Source organism: Methylocapsa acidiphila B2, assembly GCF_000427445.1.
GTDB classification, from domain to species: domain Bacteria; phylum Pseudomonadota; class Alphaproteobacteria; order Rhizobiales; family Beijerinckiaceae; genus Methylocapsa; species Methylocapsa acidiphila.
In genome coordinates, this window is sequence record NZ_KE386496.1 from 2,065,198 (window position 1) to 2,084,622 (window position 19,425).

Below are 19,425 nucleotides of genomic sequence, written 5' to 3' on the forward strand. Positions count from 1 at the left end.
CTCAGCCTGCTGTTGCGAGAAGCTGTTCGAAGGAGGCGTCCGCGCGCGAGCTTGCGACGACGGCGTCGACGTCGAGGATCAAGGCCACGCGGCCGTCGCCGAGAATGGTCGCGGCCGCGATGCCCTGAACGTGGCGGTAATTGGCCTCGAGGCTCTTGATGACGACCTGGCGCTGGCCCAGGATCGCATCGACGAGGAGCGCGCTGCGAAAGCCGCCCTCGCATTCGACGAGAAGCGCCACGCAGCTCAGCGGATCGGCGTCGCCCTGCCGATAGGCGAGCTCGCGGCCGACGTCGATCAAGGGCGTGAAATGCTCGCGGATGGCGATCACCCGCGCGCCGCCGCCGAAACCATGCACGTCCGCGACTTTCGGCTGCAGCGTCTCGACGATGGCGGTCAGAGGCACGACGAGAGTCTGCTCCGCCACCGTCACGACCATCCCATCGAGCACGGCCAGGGTCAGCGGCAGGCTCATGGTGAAGGTGGAGCCGTGGCCCGGCCGAGACGTGATCGAAATGCGGCCGCCGAGCGCCTGAATCGAGCGCCGCACGACATCCATCCCGACGCCTCGCCCCGAAATGTCGGATATGGTCTGGGCGGTCGAAAATCCCGGTAGAAAGATCAGATTGTCGATCTCGTCGTCGGTCAGGGCTGCGTCGGCGGGGATCAGGCCCTTCCCAATAGCCAGCGCCTTGACCCGCGCGCGATTGATTCCCGCGCCGTCGTCCGACACCTCTATGACGATCCGACCGGACCGATGTGCGGCGGACAGGTGGACGAGGCCTTCCTCCGGCTTGCCGGCGGCCAAGCGCGCCTCCGGCGTCTCGAGCCCATGGTCGATTGCGTTGCGGATCATATGAGTCAAGGGATCGGCGAGACGCTCGATGACGGTCTTGTCGACTTCGGTTTTCTCGCCCTCAGTGACGAGTCGCACCAGCTTGCCGGTCATCGCTCCGACCTCGCGCACCAGGCGCGGCATGCGTTGAAAAACCGATTTCACCGGCTGCGCGCGGATCGCCATCACGCTATCCTGAATCTCCCGGGTCAGTTGCTCAAGCTCGTCGAGGCCCGAGGCCACGCCGGACGCCCGCGCGAGCCCCGCCTCCTGGACCCGTTGCGCCAGCATCGCCTGATTGATGACGAGTTCCCCGACCAGGTTGATCAGCCGGTCGACTCGATCCAGATCGACCCGAATCGTTGTCTGAGCGGCGGCGCCGGCCAAGGCCGGATCGGCCCGCTGCGCTCCCTGATCGCCGGCCGACTGCAGGCTCTTTTTTTCGCGCGCCTTGGCGAAATCGATAACCGCTGGCTCCGCCTCTGAGACCGGGATCGGAGTCGGCCCCAGCGCGGAAAGCTCGGCTTCGACGGCAGCCTGCATTTTCTCGATCAGGGCGGCGACGTCGGGCTCGCCCGGCGCCTCGCCGATCTGGCGCTCGATCTCGAGATCGCAATCCCATTCGACGAATTCAAAGATTTCACGGACGGCCGCTTCGTCCTGCTCGGTCTTGAGCTCGATGCTCCAAGAGAGATAGCCGCCTTCCGGATCGAGTTCCGACAAGAGCGGCAAGGCGGAGGAATCGCACGCGACGGTCATTTCGCCGAGCCCGGCAAGTTCGCGCAAAAGCACAGCCGCCTCATTCGCCTTGGCGTAGAGAACGGGCTTCGGCTTGAAGCGGATCAAAAACAGGCTTTGGCTCGGGACAGAGCCCGTGGCGAGATCGTCGTCGAAGATCGATTGGTCGAGGGGAACCGGCTGGAAATCGATGATTTCTCCATCGTCGCCGTCGGCTTCCTCATCGGCCTGCGCGGCGTCCGGATCAAGCGCGCGAAGCGCGTCGGCGAGCGCGTCGCAGCGGCCGGCGTCGACGCTGCCGTCGTCCCGTGCGGCGCGCACGAGATCCGCGAGCGCGTCAGCCGCGCGCAGCATCGTGCCGAGCACCTCATGCGACGGCGCGAGCCGGCCAGAGCGGACATGATCCAAAGCGGTCTCGAAGACATGCGCGAAATGGACAAGGTCGTCGAGGCTGAACGCGCCGGCGCCGCCCTTGATGGAATGGACGGCGCGAAAGACGGCATTCACCGTCTCGCCGTCATAGCCGCCGTCTTGAATGGCGAGCAGCCCCGCCTCAAGCTCCGCGAGCTGCTCCTCGCATTCCTGAAAGAAAGTCTGCTTGATCGCCGCCATAGGATCCATGGACGCTCATCCTTCAATGTTTCAGGCGGCGACGCGGCGAATGGCGGCGACGAGCTTCACGGGGTCGAAGGGCTTCACGATCCAGCCGGTCGCGCCAGCGCGTCGGGCCCGATCCTTTTTCTCGGCGTCGCTTTCCGTTGTGAGCACGAGGATCGGAATGGCACGATGGCGTTCGTCGCCGCGCACGCCTTCGATAAAGCCGAAGCCGTCCATCCGAGGCATGTTGATGTCGGTGACGATGACGTCGGGCGTCTCGCCCTGTAGCACCTCCAGGCCGTGCAGCCCGTCCTCGGCCTGCACCACACGATAGCCGGCGTCGGAGAGAGCCAGCATCAACATGTCGCGCATGGTGCGCGAGTCGTCGACTGTGAGCACTGTCTTGTTCATTGCGGCTGTTCCTGATCGATGAAATCCGCTCGCGCGATTCCAAGTCGCGCAAGGCCTTCGACGAAGTCGGGGGACGGGTTGACGAAGGCGAGCAGGACCTCGTCGGCTCTCCACGTCATGGCGGCGGAGAGAAGCACCTGCAGGCACTGGCCGCCGAGGCGCCGCACGCGAGAGGCGTCGACCGTCAGCTCCTCGCCCCTATGGCCGAGGAATTCGGCGGCGAGCGCCGCCGCCGCCTTCAAATCGAGAATTTCCGGAAGCTCGATCACGGGGGCGGCGCAGGCGCCGCTGGAGGTCGCGACGGACATTTAAAACTCCTCCCAGCTTTCCTCGGCCGGCGCCGCTTCCAGCTTGCGAAGAGCGCCGCCCCGCGCGGGCGCCTTGAGCGTCCTGTGAACCGGCTTGGCGGCCAGCGCGGGGCGCGGCTTGATGCGGATCGGCTCGACCGCGACCGCCGGCTCCTGGCCAACCTGGAAGCGCCCGAGCAGACGCGCGAGCTCCTCGCTCTCCTGGCTCAGGGAATGCGCAGCCGCCGTCGTCTCCTCCACCATCGCCGCGTTCTGCTGGGTCACCTGATCCATCTGGTTCACAGCCGAATTGACCTGGTGTAGAGCCGTCGCCTGCTCCTGCGCGCTCGCCGCAATGGTCGCGACGACGGAATTGATCTCGGCGACCTGAGCGACGATGCGGCCCAGGGCCTTGCCGGTCTCGCCGACGAGATCCACCCCCTGCCCCACCTGGGTCGTCGAGGCGGAGATCAGACTCTTGATCTCTTTCGCCGCCTCGGCGGAGCGCTGCGCCAGCGCGCGCACCTCCGAGGCCACCACGGCGAAGCCCCGCCCGGCGTCTCCCGCCCGCGCCGCCTCGACGCCGGCGTTCAATGCAAGGAGGTTGGTCTGGAAGGCGATCTCGTCGATGACGCCGATGATCTGGCCGATCTGCTGCGACGATTTCTCGATGCCGCCCATCGCCGCGATCGCCTGCCGCACGATCTCGCCGCTCTGATCGGCGTCCGATTTGGCGCTGGACACGAGTTCCTGCGCATGAAGGGCGCCTTCCGCCGTGTTCTTGACAGTCGCCGTGATCTCATCGAGCGTCGCCGCCGTCTCCTCGAGGCTCGCAGCCTGCTGCTCCGTGCGCCGCGACAGGTCGTCAGCGGCCGAAGAAATTTCGCCGCTCCCAGAATGGATGCCGTGGGTGTTGACGTGGATCGCCTGCATCGCGCGCTGCAGCTTCTCGACCGCACTGTTGAAATCGGTGCGCAACATTTCGGTCTTCGGCGCAAAGACGGTTTCGATCCGATAAACGAGATCGCCTTCGGCGAGCCGACGCAGCCCCGCGCCAATACCAGTGATCGCGATCTGGTCCTGCCGCGCCTCTTCGGCCTCACGGGCGGCGCGCTCCTCGTCCTCTTTTTGCCAAGCCTTGACGGCTTCGGCCTCCTCGGCCTGTTTTCTCGTCTTGGCGATCGCCGCGTCCTTGAAGGTCTGGACTGCGGCGGCCATGCGGCCGAGCTCGTCCTTGCGACCGACGAAGGGGACGACGACCGACGCGTCGCCGCCTGCCAGCGCGTTCATCGTCTCGGTCATTTTCGTCACTGGAAGAGCGATGGCGCGCGACATCCACCAGCTGACTAAGATCGCGAAGCCCACTGTCGTGAGGCCGCCGACGACCAAGGAGAGACGGGCGAGGCCCATGAACCAGTCCTGGTCCCTTTGCGTCGCTGCTGACCAAGCGTCGATTTGCGTCCGCGCGTTTTTCGCAGCCGACTGGACGGCGGCGAGGGATTCGGCGTTTCTCGCGGATTTAATGAGGTCGGCGCCCTGGTCCGACGTCGCGTTTTCGCGCGTCAAACGGATCACGGCGTCGGCATATTCCGTCCGCCAAGCGACGGCCGCCGCGTCGACCTTGTCGAGGAGGGCGAGGACTTCGGGATAACCGGCCGCGTCCCGTCGCGCCTTTGCGATCGAGGCGGCGAAGTCTTGGACCGCATCATTATATCCATCGACGTGATGCTGGTCGCGGGTGATCAGATAGCCCCGCGCGATCCGCCCCTGCTCCGAGACGGCGGTGATTGCGCGCGCGAGATCGTCGACGACCGCGTAGGATTTCTCGTTGAGAGCGGCGGCGGAATCGAGAGTCCTCATGACCGCGAAAAGCGTCGCGCTCATGACGGCGACGGCGACGAGAACGCAAGCGAAGCCGACCCCGAGCTTGCGAATGATGGAGAGATTTGAAAGCGACATGCTGCCTCGCGAAAACTAGTTGGCTCGACGCGTTGCGTGACGATTGCGGAACTGAAGCAGAGACCCTCGCTCCGGCTTCGGTCCGATCCTTGGAAGGATGCGGCGCCAGTCATTGGCCGCTCGCTCCCACACAGCCGTCCGACGCTCGAAGCAAAATAGAATCACACGATCTCGCATGAGAACGAGTTTATGCGCCGCAACACTGAATAAATTCTCAACGTCAAATATAATATACATACAATTTTATAGAATTTTTGCCTATAATTTGCATTAATACTAATATAACATATGTATATATTACATATTAACGATACTTATTGCGCATTTTAGATCGGCGCGGCACGCCGGAATCGGATCCGCCTGTCCGATATTTCCCCGTTGCCGAACACGCTGCTTCCGAAACTTGCGCGCGAAAATTGTCCCAATGTGAGCCGCATCCGCTTGCGTTTCGGGGTTAGGCCATCCATATACCATCCAAATAGATGGCTGATGGAGTCGATCGGTGACCGCGGATATTCATCGCTTACGCGAAGGCCCAGGCGAGAGCGAAAAGATCACGATCAATTTGGGCTATGTCGACTTGGGATCGATCGATTTGCTCGTGCGGGAGGGCTTTTACTCCAATCGCACCGACCTGATCCGAACCGCGATCCGCAATCAGCTTTCCGCTCACGCCGACGTCGTCAAGCAATCCATGGCGCGGCAGACTCTCGAAGTCGGGCTGCGGCGTTATCGGCGCGACCAATTGGAGGCGGCGCGCGACGCCGGAGAAAAACTGCGCATTCAAGTCGTCGGGCTCGCGACGATCGCGGACGACGTCACGCCCGAGCTCGCGCTCGCGACGATCGAATCCATCACCGTTCTCGGGGCCCTTCAGGCCAGCAAGGCGGTCAAAACCGCGCTCTCCGATCGAATTCGGTGACCGCCGAGGCCTATGCCTTTCCAATGCAAGGACAGATCATGAAGACCCTTTTGGGCGCCGCCATGCGCAAGGCCGCCGAGCTGACACGCCGCCAAAATGTCGTCGAGGCGACGCAGACGATCGCACGCGCCCTTTCGGCGGAAGACCTCGGCAATCAGCAGAAAGGGAGCCGCGAGGACAACGCTTGGCTCGGCGCGGCCGCCAAAGCCTTCTCCGGATCCGGGAAGCGCAGCCGCAGGGTCGATTCGGCGAGCCTTGTCCCGCCGCCCAGCACGGTCGCAATTCTCGATCCGGCCGCCTTTATGCGGGACTCGATCGCCGCGGTCTGGTACCCAGCGCCACAACCCGACCCCGCCTTGCTCGATGCGCCGTCGAGCCCACCGGATCAGCCGCGCAAAGCGCCGGCCGCGCCCGTCGGCGACGCATTTCTAACCCGCGCCTTCGCCGCGGATGCGGGGGAGAGAGATTACAAGCTCTATGTTCCAAGCAACGTCGACGGCAAGCTTCCCTTGCTCGTCATGCTGCACGGCTGCACGCAGGACCCCGATGATTTCGCGCGGGGCACGGGGATGAATGCGCTCGCGCAGGATCGTGGCTTTATCGTCGCCTATCCGAAGCAATCGAAGCGCGCGAATCAAACAGGCTGCTGGAACTGGTTCAACGCCGGCGACCAGATTCGCGACTCTGGCGAGCCGAGCATCATCGCTGGAATGACCCGCGCCATCATCGAGGAATTCGACATCGATCCCAGGCGGGTCTATGTCGCGGGCCTTTCCGCGGGAGGCGCGATGGCGGCGATCATGAGCGCCACCTATCCCGAGCTCTACGGCGGAGTCGGCATTCACTCCGGCTTGCCTTATGGCTCGGCGAGCGACGCATCATCCGCTTTCGCGGCCATGCGCGGCCTCGCTGGCAAAGCGACCCATCGCGCCGGCAAGGGACGCGTCAGGACCATCGTCTTTCACGGCGAATCCGACTCGACCGTGCATCCGTCCAACGCCGAAACGATCATTGCGACGGCGCGGGCCGGGCTCGAGGGCACGACGGAACAGACGCATAAGGGGCTCTCGGAGGGAGGCCGACCCTATGCCCGCACCGTCATCGCCGACGCGAGCGGTGCGCCACATGTAGAATATTGGGCGATCGAAGGTCTGGGGCACGCCTGGTCCGGGGGTAGGCCAGAAGGCTCCTACACGGACCCGAAAGGACCAGACGCCTCGCGCGAGATGTTGCGCTTTTTCCTGGACGGCCCAGACAAGCACAAGTCGAAGACTTGAGGCGGACGCCCGGCGCGCCAACGCTGGGCGATTTGAGCCCCGCTCGCCGCTCTAACCGATCGCCTTCGCCTCGCGCCTTTTGGCGTGAAGGATCCATTCGGTATAGCCATTCTTCTGATCGCGCCCGTTGAAGATCAATTCCGACGCCGCGCGGAAGGCCGCGCCGTCGAATCCCGGCGCCATAGGGCGATAATGCGGATCGCCGGCGTTCTGACGATCGACAACCGCCGCCATGCGCTCCAGAGTCGCCTGGACTTGCTCGCGCGTCACGACGCCATGATGCAGCCAATTGGCGATATGTTGGCTCGAGATGCGGAGAGTCGCGCGGTCCTCCATCAGCCCAACGTCATGGACGTCAGGCACTTTCGAGCACCCAATTCCCTGATCGACCCAGCGCACAACATAGCCGAGAATGCCTTGGCAATTATTGTCGAGCTCCTCCTGAACGTCGGCAGGCGCAAAATTTATCTTGGCGACCGGAATCGTCAACATGTCGGCGAGCCGCGCCGGCGGGCGCTTGCGCAGCTCTTTCTGCCGGCTTGCGACGTCGACCCTGTGATAATGCAGCGCATGGAGCGTCGCGGCGGTCGGCGAAGGCACCCAGGCAGTGTTCGCGCCCGCCATCGGATGAGCGATCTTCTGCTTCAGCATGTCGGCCATCAGGTCCGGCGCAGCCCACATGCCTTTGCCGATTTGCGCGCGGCCCGGCAGGCCGCAGGCGAGGCCAATGTCGACATTCGAATCCTCATAGGCCGCGATCCAGGCGGTTGATTTCATCTCGTTCTTGCGGATCATCGGGCCCGCTTCCATCGAGGTGTGAATCTCGTCGCCGGTCCGGTCGAGGAAGCCGGTGTTGATGAAAAACACGCGATCCGCCGCAGCCGCGATACAGGCCTTCAGGTTGAGGCTCGTGCGCCGCTCCTCGTCCATGATCCCCATTTTGAGCGTGTGCGACGGCAACTTCAAAATATCCTCGACGCGGCCGAAAAGCGCGTCAGCGAGCGCGACTTCCGCGGGCCCGTGCATTTTCGGCTTCACGATATAGACCGAACCGCTGCGGCTGTTGTGGGGGCCTTCCGCGCGCTTTAGATCGTGGAGCGCAATGAGCGCGGTGACGGCGGCGTCGACGATGGTCTCGGGGACCGGCCGCCCATCCGGGTCCAATACCGCATCCGTCTCGATGTGATGGCCGACATTTCGGACGAGCAGAAGGCTGCGCCCGTGCAAGGTCATCGGCGCGCCCTCGCGATCGACATAGGTGCGGTCTTCGGCGAGCCGACGCTCAACGAGCAGCCCCCTTTTTTCGAGCGACGCGGTCAAGTCGCCCTTCATCAGGCCGAGCCAATTTCGATAGACAGCGACCTTGTCGTCGGCATCCGCCGCCGCGACGCTGTCCTCGAGGTCGATGATCGTGCTGAGCGCCGCCTCGAGAACCACATCGGCGACGCCGGCCTTGCTCTCGGCGCCGACGAGGCTGCCGTGATCGATATGGAGCTCGATGTGCAAGCCATGATGGCGCAAGAGAACGACGAAGGAATCGGACGAGATTTTCTTGTGTCCGGCGTACCTGCCGGGGTGGCGCAGCCTCGTTTCGAGACCATTGTCGAGCACGGCGACAAGCTCGCCGCCTATGACCCTGTAATCGACCACCGCTTTGTGAGGGCCGCCCGCGAGCGGGACCACCTCGTCGAGAAAATTGCGAACCCACTCGATCACGCGCGCGCCGCGCACCTTGTTGTAGCCTTTGCCACGCGCGGCGCCGTCGGTTTCGGGTATCACATCCGTGCCGTAGAGCGCATCGTAAAGGCTGCCCCAACGCGCATTCGCGGCGTTGAGCGCGTAGCGCGAGTTAGACGCCGGCACAACGAGTTGCGGTCCCGAGACGCGGGCGACCTCCAGGACATTCTCGGTGCGAATCGCGAAATCGCCCGGCGCCCGCTCAAGATAGCCGATCTCATGCAGAAAGGCCTGGTAACCTGCTGCATCATGCGGCTCCCGCGCATGCGCGCGGTGATAATCGTCGATCTTTTGCTGTAGCTCGTCGCGAAAGCGCAATTGGGCGCGTATGCGGGGACCGAACTCCGAGATCAGCGCCGAGACGCCGGTCCAGAATCGATCGGCTTCGACGCCGGTCCCCGGCAGGACTTCGTCTCGAATGAAATCATGCAAGACCGCCGCAACGCTGATTTTATCGATTTGCACATATGCCATTTGCGTCTCGTTCACTCGAGGATCATCGGGGCGTCGCAGCGAGAATCGGCGCTGAAAGACCCGACGCCGTTCTTGCGCCGCGACCTCAGAGATCAGCGCGCCCTCCTCGATGCGCAGCGACTTTCGCCGTAACGAAATCGCAACGCCCACGGCCTCCCGAGCCTCCCTTCATCCGTCCGAGCTTCGCCCCGAAAGGGGCCTGGTCCGCGCGGCGAAGCCCGTGGCTATTTTTTGGCTTCATATAGCTCGCAAGCGCGAGAAGGCCAGGGTCGCCGCCGAGAGAAAAGACCCCCGATCTGCACAGATGCGCACCAATTGAAATCAGCGCCGCGCCAGCATGGCGACGAAGAAGCCGTCTGTTGCGCTCGCATAGGGCGTCAGGCGCAAGCCATATCCAAACCGCGACGCGAAGACGGCGAGTTCCGACAAATCGGCGGCCTCGGCCATTTCACGCGCCGGCACGCTCGTGAAATCGTCATGACCCGCGAGGAAAGCCGCGAGCCGGTCCTCGTTCTCCTCGCGCAGAATCGAACAGGTGACATAAAGCATCCGTCCGCGAGGCTTCACGAAACGCGCAGCATCCGCGAGGGCGCGATCCTGATCCCCGATCCTCTGCTCGAGCGCGCCGGGCCTCACCCGCCATTTGGCGTCGGGGTTGCGCCGCCACGTTCCCGTCCCGGTGCAAGGCGCATCGACGACGACGAGATCGCAGCGGCCCTCGAGATCGGCGAGGAGATCCGCCCCGGCGCGCTGCGGGCGCACCTGAACATTGCGCACCCCGGCGCGCTCGAGCCGCGCATGGATCGGCGCCAGCCTGCGTCCGTCGGCGTCGCTCGCATAGACTTGGCCTTTGTTCCCCATCGCCGCCGCAAGCGCCAGGGTCTTGCCGCCCGCGCCTGCGCACAGATCGAGCGCCTGCTCGCCGGGCTTGGCCGCGGCGAGAAGCGCCGCAAGCTGCGAGGCTTCGTCCTGGATTTCGACGAGGCCTTTGACATAGGCCGGCTCGGCGGCGAGCGCTGCGCCGCGTCCGTCCGCGGTCAAGGGCAAGCGCAGGCCGACGGGGGAGAAGGGCGTCGGCTCCGGCCGCAAGTGGGCGAGGCTCGCAAGCGCCTTCTCGTGCGTGGCCTTCAGCGTATTGACGCGCAGGTCGAGCGGGGCGCGGGCCGCGAGCGCGCGGGCCTCCTCGACCGCCGCCTCGCCGAAAACCGCGACGAAGGACGGCTCGAGCCATTCCGGAAAATCGCCCGCCACGTGGAGAGGAGCGCCCGCGAGATCCAGAGCGGCGAGCCGACCGGCCTCGGATTCGAGCAAGGGCGAAAGCGCATGCCCCTGGCCCGAGCAAAGTGCGCTGATCTCCTCGAGGCTCACGCCTCGGGCAAGACGCAAGGCGCCCAGCATGATCGCGCGGCTCGTCTCCTCGGCCATGACATAGGCCGAGGAGGCGCGCCGGCGCAGCGCGTCGAAGACGAGCGTGGCGATCGCCGCGCGATCTTTGGAGCCCGCGAACCGATGCCCAAGGCCCCAATCCTTCAGGGCGTCGCCGGCTGGCCGTCGCCGCGCCTCGATGTCGTCAAGAACCTCGACCGCCGCCGCGATCCGCGCGCCGGGCGTCATAGGCCTCCGAAGGAAGGCGCGAGAAGGATGCGGATCGCGAAGATCGCCCACATCAGGACCAGGATGACGACTCCCACGACGAAGATCTTGCCGCGCGTCGGGACGTGATTGGAGGTCGTATGGACATAGGCATGGGCAAGGCGGCTCGAGACGAAGAGCCACTCCATGACCACGAAGGCCAGATCCGCCTTTTTGGTCGCGAGCGCCAGGAGGACCAGGACGTAGTACAAGACTGGGATCTCGAACTGATTGGCGAAGGATTGGCTCACTTGCAGCGCACGCCCGGGCCAGGGCGTTTGCTTCAGCGCGATGTCGCGCCACGTCAATTCTCCGCGCAGGAGGACGTTGCGACGCTCTATCGCGGCCCATAAGACCAGCGAAAATGTGAGGCCGATCTGGACGAAGAGCGGCAGAAGAATGGATTGGATGGTCATGGCGCTTCTGACTGGAGGAATTGGCCTAAGGCGACGCGTCACGCCCCTGTGGGGTAGTTCGGGCTCTCCCGCGTGATCGCGACGTCATGCACATGGCTTTCGCGAAGGCTCGCGGCCGAGATGCGCACGAAAGTGGCGCGCGCCTGGAACTCCTCGATCGTCGGCGCCCCGACATAGCCCATGGCGGCGCGCAAGCCGCCGGCCAGTTGATGGACGATCGCACCGATCGGCCCGCGATAGGGAACCTGACCTTCGACGCCTTCCGGCACCAGCTTCAGATGATCCTTGATGTCTTGCTGGAAATAGCGGTCGGCGGAGCCGCGCGCCATCGCCCCGACCGAGCCCATGCCGCGATAGGCTTTGAACGAGCGGCCCTGATAGAGATAGACCTCGCCGGGACTTTCATCGGTGCCGGCGAATAGCGAGCCGATCATGGCGCAATCGGCGCCGCCGGCGATCGCCTTGGCGAGATCGCCGGAATATTTGATGCCGCCATCGGCGATGACCGGAATATTGGCGGCGCGCGCCGCCTCCGCGCAATCCATGATCGCGGTGAGTTGGGGCACGCCGACGCCGGCGACGATGCGCGTCGTGCAGATCGAGCCCGGGCCGATGCCGACCTTGATGGCGTCCGCGCCGGCGTCGATCAGCGCCTTGGTCCCGTCGGCCGTCGCGACATTGCCGGCCACGAGGGAGACCTTGTTCGACGCCCGCTTCAGCCGAGTGACCTGATCCAGCACCGATTGCGAATGGCCATGGGCCGTATCGACGACGAGGCAATCGACGCCGGCGTCGATCAGCATGAGTGCGCGCTCGAAACCGTGGTCGCCGACCGTCGAGGCCGCCGCGACCCTGAGCCGTCCCTCGGCGTCCTTGCAGGCGTCGGGATGCAGCGTCGCCTTCTCCATGTCCTTGACGGTGACGAGGCCGACGCAGCGGAACTCATCGTCCACGACGATGAGCTTCTCGAGCCGGTGCTGGTGCAGGAGTCGACGCGCCTCGTCCTGGCTCACCCCTTCGCGCACCGTGATGAGCGCTTTGGTCATCAGCTCCGAAACCGGCTGCAGCGGATTATCGGCGAATCGAACGTCGCGATTGGTCAGAATGCCGCAAAGCTTCGCCGGCTTGCCGCCGAGTCCTCGCTCGACGACCGGAATGCCCGAAATGCCATGCTGGCGCATGAGCGCCAAAGCATCGGCGAGAGTTTCATCCGGAAAAATGGTGATCGGATTGACCACCATGCCGCTCTCGAAGCGCTTGACCTTGCGGACCTCCTCGGCCTGCTCGGAAGGATCGAGATTGCGATGAATGACCCCGATGCCGCCGGCCTGAGCCATCGCGATGGCGAGCCGCGCCTCGGTCACCGTATCCATGGCGGAGGAAACGAGAGGGATGTTCAAGCTGATCGACGAGGTGAGCCTCGTCTTGAGCGCTACGGCGCCCGGCAGGACCTGAGAATGGCCGGGCTGAAGCAGCACATCGTCGAAAGTGAGCGCTTCCGCAAGCGCGGGCCGTTTAATGAGAGCCAAATGCAAACTCCGTGATGAACCTCGGGCGACGATGCCGCCAGAGCGCGTGCGGGAAACGATTCCAGCGGATTCGCTTCGACCGAGAGTTGCCGGGGGCTCTTAGCATGCCTGTGACAAAGCGCAAAGGAAGGACCTGCGCATGACGCCGCCACAGCGTCCGCGGACGAATAGGCTTGCCTTTGTACCGAATGTTCGGTATAAACAACGCGTCGTGAGGGAGGCGACCAAGCCATACTCGAAAGCCCTCTCTCGAACCCGACAGTCCTTTCGCAAACCAAGGAGATTGATCATGGCGCGCATTGCAATTCCCGATTCCGTCGACGCAGCCCCGATCGCGGCCAGGCCATTGCTCAACGCGGTGAAAAGCCAGCTCGGCCTCGTCCCCAATATGTTCCGGCTCATTGCGACGAGCCCCGAATCGCTCCAAGGCTATCTCGGCCTCAATGGCGCGCTCGCCAAGGGGAAGCTCGATGCGGCGACACGGGAAAGAATCGCGCTCGCCGTGGCCAATGTGAACGGATGCGCCTATTGCAATTCCGCCCACGGCTATCTCGCAGCCCATTTGGCGAAGCTCGACGCCGCCGAGATCGCGGCCAATCGTGACGGACGATCGAATGACCCGAAGGCCGACGCCGCGGTCCGCTTCGCCAGCAAGGTCACGACTGAGCGCGGCGCGGTCGCCGAGGCCGATCTTCAAGCCGTTCGCTCCGCCGGTTATTCCGACGCCGAGATCATTGAAATCGTCGTCCACGTCGCGCTCAACGGGCTGACCAATTACGTGAACAACGTTTTCGCGACCGACGTCGACTTTCCAATGGTTGAGGCGCGCCGGGCGGCCTGAGCTGCGCAAAAGCGCCAAATCCACAAATGGAAGCTCGGCGGCGTCCACAGCCGGGCTCGAAGCTGACGAGGACAGACCATGTCAACGCCGTCGAGCGACATAGCCTTCAGCCCGAGCGTGAAAGCGATCCAAGAACGCCGCGGGTCGCGCGCCGCCTATGCGAAACAGGAGGCGCGCGGCGGGTTCGAGGTCGCGATCACGCCCGATCTCGAGCGTTTTCTCGGCGAAATCGATACGGCCTATTTCGCCACGGCCAATGCGGCGGGGCAGCCCTATGCGCAGCATCGCGGCGGGCCCAAGGGTTTCATCAAGGCGCTCGATTCGCGCACGCTCGGCTTCGCCGATTTCGCTGGCAATCGCCAATATGTCACCCTCGGCAATCTCGCCGAGAATGATCGGGCCTTTCTGTTTCTGATGGATTACGAGAATCGGCGCAGAGTAAAAATCTGGGGCCGCGCGAGAACCGTCGAAGACGACGCCGACTTGATCGCGCGGTTGACGCCCAAAGGATATAAGGCCCGCGCCGAACAGGCGATCCTGCTGACGGTCGAGGCCTGGGACGCGAATTGCCCTCAGCACATTCCGCGCAAAATCGACGCCGAAACGGCCGCGGCGGCGATCCATCGGCTCGAAACGCTAATCGCCGCGCTCACAGTTGAAAACGCCGCCTTGCGCGATGCTCTTTTGGATCAGCAAAAGATCCGTTAAGCACGTTTGCGACGCTTGGGCGGGCGCATTGGCGGTCAGCTAGGCCCTTGTCGCGCGCTTCGCCTGTTCGCTTTGCCATGCCCCCGCGGCCAAGATTCGAGAATTTGATGGGCTGATGACCAAGGACATCCCGCCGTCGCCGAGCTCGCGCGACGAGATTATTCTTCGCTTATTCGAGCTTTTCCGCCGCGCCGGCTATGAAGGCGTCTCGATCGGCGAGATTTCGCGGGCGACGGGGCTTGGCAAATCGAGCCTCTATTATCATTTCCCAGGTGGCAAGGCGGACATGGCGGCGGCCGTTGTCGCCTTCGCCAAACAGTGGATGGACGCGCATGTGTTCGCGACTCTGCGCGGGCCGGGTCCGCTCAAGGATCGGGTGGCCGCCATGCTGACTGCGATCGGCGCGCTTTATGACGGCGGCGCGGCGCCCTGCCTCGTCGCCAGCATGATGCTCAGCCGCGGGACCAGTCCGAGCGAAGCTGATGTCGGCGCCCTCATCCGCGACTGGATCGACGCCGTCGCGACGGCGTTGCGGGAGAGCGGGATAAGCGCGAACGAGGCGGGCGAGCGCGCCGCTGCGGCGATCATCACGATCGAAGGCGCCTTGATCGTCGCGCGCGCGACGGAACGGCTCGATATTTTCCGTGACGCCATCGAGCGCGTGCGCAAGATCCTTATGGCCTGATGCGCGGCAGTCGGCGACGGCATCGGCGCGAAAGCACGCATGGGCGCCGGAACGCCCTGCTCCGCCGACGATCAAGGAGCCCCCGGGTCTTGCCTCGCTATCTCGTCACCGCGCTGATCGTCGCCTGCGCTCTGTTCATGGAAAATCTCGACGCCACGGTGATTTCGACTTCGCTGCCGGCCATCGCCCTCGATCTCCACGACGATCCGATCTCCTTGAAGCTCGCGATGACCTCCTATCTGGTCTCGCTCGCGGTCTTCATTCCGGCGAGTGGCTGGATCGCCGACCGATTTGGCGCCAGGAACATCTTCCGGCTGGCGATCGTCGTCTTCACCCTCGGATCGATCTTTTGCGGCTTCGCGCGCGATCTCTCGGAGCTGGTCGCCGCCCGTGTGCTTCAGGGCCTCGGCGGCGCGATGATGACGCCGGTGGGGCGGCTCCTCCTGCTGCGTTCGGTCGATCGCGCCGATCTCGTTCGCGCGCTCTCCTATCTGACCGTCCCCGCCCTCCTCGGCCCGCTCGCCGGGCCTCTGCTCGGCGGCTTCATCACGACCTATTTTCATTGGCGTTGGATTTTCTGGATCAATGTGCCGATCGGCGTCGTCGGCATCGTCCTGGCGTCGATTTATATCGAGGACGTCCGGGAGGAGGCCCCCTGGCCGCTCGACATCAAGGGCTTCGTCTATTCCGGCCTCGGCCTTTCCTTGTTGATTTTCGGCCTCGCCCTGGCGGGACGCGGTCTGACGCGGTTCGAAACGACGCTTCCGCTCATCGGCCTAGGCGCCTTGTCCCTGACCGCCTATTTCTTCCACGCGCGCCGCGCCGACTTTCCCCTGCTCGACCTCAGGCTTCTCGCCGTCCCGACCTTTCGCGCCGGCCTCACCGGCGGATCGCTCTTTCGCATCGGCGTCGGCTCGATCCCCTTTCTGCTGCCGCTCATGCTGCAAATGAGCTTTGGCATGACCCCGTTTCAATCCGGCTCAATCACCTTCATCGGCTCGGCCGGCGCGATGCTGATGAAGACGACCGCCGCCCCGATCCTGCGCTTGGTCGGCTTTCGCCGCACGCTTGTGGGCGCCGCGACCTTGAGCGCCCTCTTTCTCGGCGCCTATGGATTCTTCACCCCGGCGACGCCCCTTGTGATCATGATGAGCGCGCTCTTCATTTCCGGCTTCGTCAAATCGCTCGAGTTCACGAGCCTCAACGCCATCGCCTATGCCGAGATTACGCCGGCCGAAATGAGCAGGGCGGTCAGCTTCGCCTCGGTCGCGCAGCAATTGTCGCTGAGCCTTGGCATCGCCGCCGGCGCCGCAGCGCTGCAGACGGCGGCGCGGCTCAATGGCGACGCGGATGTCTTCGACGCCGAGAATTTTCGTTGGGCCTTTCTGGCGATGGGCCTGGTTTCCCTGAGCTCAGTTCCGACGTTCTTGAGCCTGCCGCGCGATGCCGGGTCCGAACTCGCGCCGCGCCGCGCCAAGGAGGCGTCTCAGCTCGAGCGGTAAAATTCGCTCGGCCGCAAAAGCTCAGCCTTTGCCGGCGCCGCGAAACCCGGTCGCGAGAACATAAAGCTCGGCCGAATCGGCGCGGCTCGCCTGCGGCTTGACGTGGCGGACCGTGGCGAATTCTCGCTTGAGCCTCGTGAGCAGCTCATTCTCCGTACCGCCTTGAATCACCTTGGCGAGGAAGGCGCCGCCTTCGGCCAGAACTTCGCAAGCGAAATCGGCGGCGAGCTCGACCAGCCCGATGATGCGCAACTGATCGGTCTTCTTATGCCCAGTCGCGTTGGCGGCCATATCGGACAAGACGACGTCGGCCTTGCCGTCGAGCCATTCGAGAAGGCGCGGCGGCGCGTCCTCGCTTAGGAAATCCATGACCTTGAACTCGACGCCTGGCACCGGCTCCATCTCGAGAAGGTCGATGCCGATGACCCTCCCCCGGCCCTGTTCCGCGCCGACCTTCTGCGCCGCCACCTGCGACCAGCCGCCCGGCGCGGCCCCGAGGTCCACGATCCTTTGACCGCCTTTAAGAAAACGATAGCGCTCGTCGATCTCAAGAAGCTTATAGGCCGCGCGGGAGCGAAACCCCTCGCGCTTGGCCCGCGCCACATAGGGATCGTTGAGTTGGCGCTCGAGCCAGAGGGTCGAGGAAAGCGAGCGCTTTCGCGCGGTCTTGACCCGCGTCTTGAGTGAGCGCCCGCCTTCGCGGCCGGAAGAATTGTTCGATCCCGTCAAGAAAATATCCAGGCTGAAGCGGCGATTGCCGCCTCACTATGGGCCAGGTGCGCCTTGCGCGCAAAGCACGCGTCCGTCAGTGGAAGATTTGAACGGCGGCCATGACGATGGCGCCGATCGCAAAGGTCTCGATCAGCATCACCGCGATCGGGCGCCAGCCGACGGCGATCAGCTCCTTGAAGGAGGTTTTCATGCCGAGCGCGGCGATCGCCGTGACGAGGGACCAGCGCGACAGATCATTGGCGGCGTCGGTGACCGGCTTGGGGAGGAGGCCGAGACTATTGACGGCGACGAGGGCAGCAAAGCCGAGAAGGAACAACGGGACCGGCGGCTTCGGTCCGGCTTGCGCTGCGCCGCGCTTCGAGATGACGAAGGCGATGATGAACACCACCGGCAGCAGCATCGCCACGCGCAGCAGCTTCACATAAGTCGCGATATCCCCTGTCTCCGGCGAAATCGTATAGCCGGCGCCGACCACCTGAGCCACATCATGGATGGTGCCTCCGAGGAAGATGCCGGCGCGCACATGATCAAGGCCGACTCCGGTGGCGATCAGCGGATAGAGGATCATGGCGAGGGTGGAGAGCGCGGTCACGGTGACGACGGTGAGAATTGTGTCGCGCTCCGTCTTGGCGTCCCGCGGCAACACCGAGGCGATGGCGAGCGCGGCCGATGCGCCGCAAATGCCGACGGAGCCGCCGGACAAAATGCCGAACGAGCGGCTCTGCCCCAGGGCCCGCGCGGCCAAATATCCGATGGCGATGGTCGCGGCCACGGCGACGACGACGGTCGCGATCGGCATGGCGCCGAGGCTCATAATTTGCGCGGCGGTGATGCGCGCGCCGAGCAAAGCGACGCCCAGCCGCAACACCGCCTTCGAGGAAAACTCGATGCCGCTGACGCAGCGCCCCTCCTCATGCAGGAATTGAAAGGCCATGCCAAAAAGAAGGGCGAAAAGCATGACCGGCGCGCCATAATGCTGCGAGAGCCAGGTCGAGGCCAGCGCCACGGTCGCCGCGACGAGAAAGCCGGGGTAGACGGCGCGCAACATCGCCAGGCGAGGCGCCGCACGCGCGGCTGCTGCCCGGGGCGGAGCGACGGCGGGGCTCGACAGCCCCTCCATTCCGCCGAGGGACTGGAAGATTGCCTGCACCGCCTCGGCGTCGGTTTCGAGATCGTTGGCCATCGGTCGCCTAATTCATGAGCTGGTTTGAATCAGCGCCTTGCGCACCGGGCGCAACGAACGTCGATCCGTCTAAGGCGTAGCCTTCGAGCTGCGCCCTTGGCGCTCCCTTTAGCAGAAGCAAGACGCCATTTGGAAAACCCTCCCCTCACATTTTTAGGAGCCGCCTCCACATCAAATGGCGTCTCGAAAAACGGGGCAAGCGTCGAAGCTGACGCCCTCAGGCTTCGAACAGTCCCCTTAGAGCGCCCTCGCCTCGCCGGGTAGGATCGCCTGAAGGCGACAAGGACAAATGACCGTCTCGTCGAGATCGCCGGCTTCGTTGCGCGTCATCCGCACGACCTGTCGACGGGCTTCCGCCGCCGGGTCGGGACGCGCCGTCACCAAGACGCCATCCGGAGCGAGCGCGGCGGCGAGGCTAGCCGGGATTTCGGCGAGCGCGCCCTGCACGATGATTCGATCGAAGGGTCCAGCGGCCGGACCTATCGTCAACCCGTCGCCCCATGTGACGCCGGCATTGTCGATCGCCAGCCGGGCCAGCCTAGCGCCGGCCTCGATCGCGAGACTTTGGAACCGTTCGACCGAGATCACTTCTCGCGCGAGCCTTGCGAGAAGCGCGGTCGCATATCCTGACCCCGTCCCGATCTCGAGCACCCGGCAGTTCGGGGACGGCGCGAGCGCCTCGATCATGCGGGCGGCGAGCCAGGGCTCCGGCAAGGTCTGGCCGCAACGGAGCGGCAGCGCGAGCTGGCGGCGGGCGAGGTCGGCATAGCGATGCGGCACGAAAATCTCGCGAGGGACCAACTCGAGCGCGCGCAGGACGCCGAGATCCTGGATCCCGCGCGCGCGCATCGTCAGGAGGAACGCGGCCTTGGCCTGCGCCGAGGCTAAAGCCTCGTCCTTTCGCGCGGGCTCTTGCCACATCGGCTCCATGGCGCCGTCCTCCCTCAGAATCCGCCTTCC

Annotated in this window: 17 protein-coding genes; 6 read left to right on the forward strand and 11 right to left on the reverse strand. The window is 64.5% G+C overall.

Going from position 1 to position 19,425, the window contains the following annotated elements; all coding sequences use genetic code 11:
• Position 1: 1 nt before the first annotated feature.
• Genes METAC_RS0112045 through METAC_RS0112060 form a run of 4 tightly spaced genes read right to left on the reverse strand, consistent with a single transcriptional unit; the run spans position 2 to position 4,827 of the window.
• Positions 2 to 2,194, reverse strand: coding sequence for a chemotaxis protein CheA (locus METAC_RS0112045; RefSeq protein ID WP_026607227.1), 2,193 nt, complete (start codon positions 2,192 to 2,194; stop codon positions 2 to 4).
• Positions 2,195 to 2,215: 21 nt separating this feature from the next.
• On the reverse strand, positions 2,216 to 2,581 hold the full coding sequence (locus METAC_RS0112050) for a response regulator (RefSeq protein ID WP_026607228.1): 366 nt from the start codon (positions 2,579 to 2,581) through the stop codon (positions 2,216 to 2,218).
• Positions 2,578 to 2,889 carry an STAS domain-containing protein gene (locus METAC_RS0112055; RefSeq protein WP_026607229.1) on the reverse strand — a complete coding sequence of 104 codons (312 nt, stop codon included), beginning with the start codon at positions 2,887 to 2,889 and terminating at the stop codon, positions 2,578 to 2,580. Before METAC_RS0112055 ends, METAC_RS0112050 begins: the two co-directional genes overlap by 4 nt.
• Entirely contained in the window at positions 2,890 to 4,827 is a 1,938-nt protein-coding gene (locus METAC_RS0112060) for a methyl-accepting chemotaxis protein (protein WP_026607230.1), read from the reverse strand.
• Positions 4,828 to 5,329: 502 nt separating this feature from the next.
• Between METAC_RS0112060 and METAC_RS0112065 the strand changes: the two genes are divergently transcribed.
• On the forward strand, positions 5,330 to 5,749 hold the full coding sequence (locus METAC_RS0112065; RefSeq protein WP_026607231.1) for a hypothetical protein: 420 nt from the start codon (positions 5,330 to 5,332) through the stop codon (positions 5,747 to 5,749).
• A 38-nt stretch (positions 5,750 to 5,787) separates the two neighbouring features.
• A complete protein-coding gene (locus METAC_RS0112070) occupies positions 5,788 to 7,026 on the forward strand; it encodes an extracellular catalytic domain type 1 short-chain-length polyhydroxyalkanoate depolymerase (RefSeq protein WP_026607232.1) in 1,239 nt (412 codons plus the stop codon).
• 51 nt (positions 7,027 to 7,077) lie between these two features.
• Here the strand turns inward: METAC_RS0112070 and METAC_RS0112075 are convergent, their stop codons facing one another.
• From METAC_RS0112075 to guaB, 4 genes are all read right to left on the reverse strand, one after another.
• Entirely contained in the window at positions 7,078 to 9,237 is a 2,160-nt protein-coding gene (locus tag METAC_RS0112075) for a malate synthase G (RefSeq protein ID WP_026607233.1), read from the reverse strand.
• Positions 9,238 to 9,558: 321 nt separating this feature from the next.
• Positions 9,559 to 10,851, reverse strand: a complete 1,293-nt coding sequence (locus METAC_RS0112080) for an RsmB/NOP family class I SAM-dependent RNA methyltransferase (RefSeq protein ID WP_026607234.1) — start codon at positions 10,849 to 10,851, stop codon at positions 9,559 to 9,561.
• The gene (locus tag METAC_RS0112085; protein ID WP_026607235.1) at positions 10,848 to 11,285 is read right to left on the reverse strand and encodes an MAPEG family protein; all 438 of its coding nucleotides are present in this window, start codon (positions 11,283 to 11,285) and stop codon (positions 10,848 to 10,850) included. Before METAC_RS0112085 ends, METAC_RS0112080 begins: the two co-directional genes overlap by 4 nt.
• 38 nt (positions 11,286 to 11,323) lie before the next feature.
• On the reverse strand, positions 11,324 to 12,814 hold the full coding sequence (gene guaB, locus METAC_RS0112090; protein ID WP_026607236.1) for an IMP dehydrogenase: 1,491 nt from the start codon (positions 12,812 to 12,814) through the stop codon (positions 11,324 to 11,326).
• A 289-nt stretch (positions 12,815 to 13,103) separates the two neighbouring features.
• Between guaB and METAC_RS0112095 the strand changes: the two genes are divergently transcribed.
• The 4 genes from METAC_RS0112095 to METAC_RS0112110 all read left to right on the forward strand — a co-directional run bounded on the left by METAC_RS0112095 (position 13,104) and on the right by METAC_RS0112110 (position 16,550).
• A complete protein-coding gene (locus METAC_RS0112095) occupies positions 13,104 to 13,655 on the forward strand; it encodes a carboxymuconolactone decarboxylase family protein (protein WP_026607237.1) in 552 nt (183 codons plus the stop codon).
• 78 nt (positions 13,656 to 13,733) lie between these two features.
• Complete coding sequence (locus METAC_RS0112100; RefSeq protein ID WP_026607238.1) at positions 13,734 to 14,363, forward strand: pyridoxamine 5'-phosphate oxidase family protein; 630 nt, start codon at positions 13,734 to 13,736, stop codon at positions 14,361 to 14,363.
• A 115-nt stretch (positions 14,364 to 14,478) separates the two neighbouring features.
• Positions 14,479 to 15,048: a TetR/AcrR family transcriptional regulator gene (locus tag METAC_RS0112105; RefSeq protein WP_051335546.1), complete on the forward strand. Its 570-nt coding sequence runs from the start codon at positions 14,479 to 14,481 to the stop codon at positions 15,046 to 15,048.
• Between the two features lie 89 nt (positions 15,049 to 15,137).
• Positions 15,138 to 16,550: an MFS transporter gene (locus METAC_RS0112110; protein ID WP_036255506.1), complete on the forward strand. Its 1,413-nt coding sequence runs from the start codon at positions 15,138 to 15,140 to the stop codon at positions 16,548 to 16,550.
• Between the two features lie 21 nt (positions 16,551 to 16,571).
• On the opposite strand, the gene METAC_RS0112115 is transcribed toward METAC_RS0112110, so the two are convergent.
• From METAC_RS0112115 to METAC_RS0112125, 3 genes are all read right to left on the reverse strand, one after another.
• Entirely contained in the window at positions 16,572 to 17,279 is a 708-nt protein-coding gene (locus METAC_RS0112115; RefSeq protein WP_026607241.1) for an RlmE family RNA methyltransferase, read from the reverse strand.
• Between the two features lie 76 nt (positions 17,280 to 17,355).
• A complete protein-coding gene (locus tag METAC_RS0112120; protein WP_198017276.1) occupies positions 17,356 to 18,402 on the reverse strand; it encodes a YeiH family protein in 1,047 nt (348 codons plus the stop codon).
• Between the two features lie 300 nt (positions 18,403 to 18,702).
• Positions 18,703 to 19,395: a protein-L-isoaspartate O-methyltransferase family protein gene (locus METAC_RS0112125; protein ID WP_245257473.1), complete on the reverse strand. Its 693-nt coding sequence runs from the start codon at positions 19,393 to 19,395 to the stop codon at positions 18,703 to 18,705.
• Positions 19,396 to 19,425: the final 30 nt, after the last annotated feature.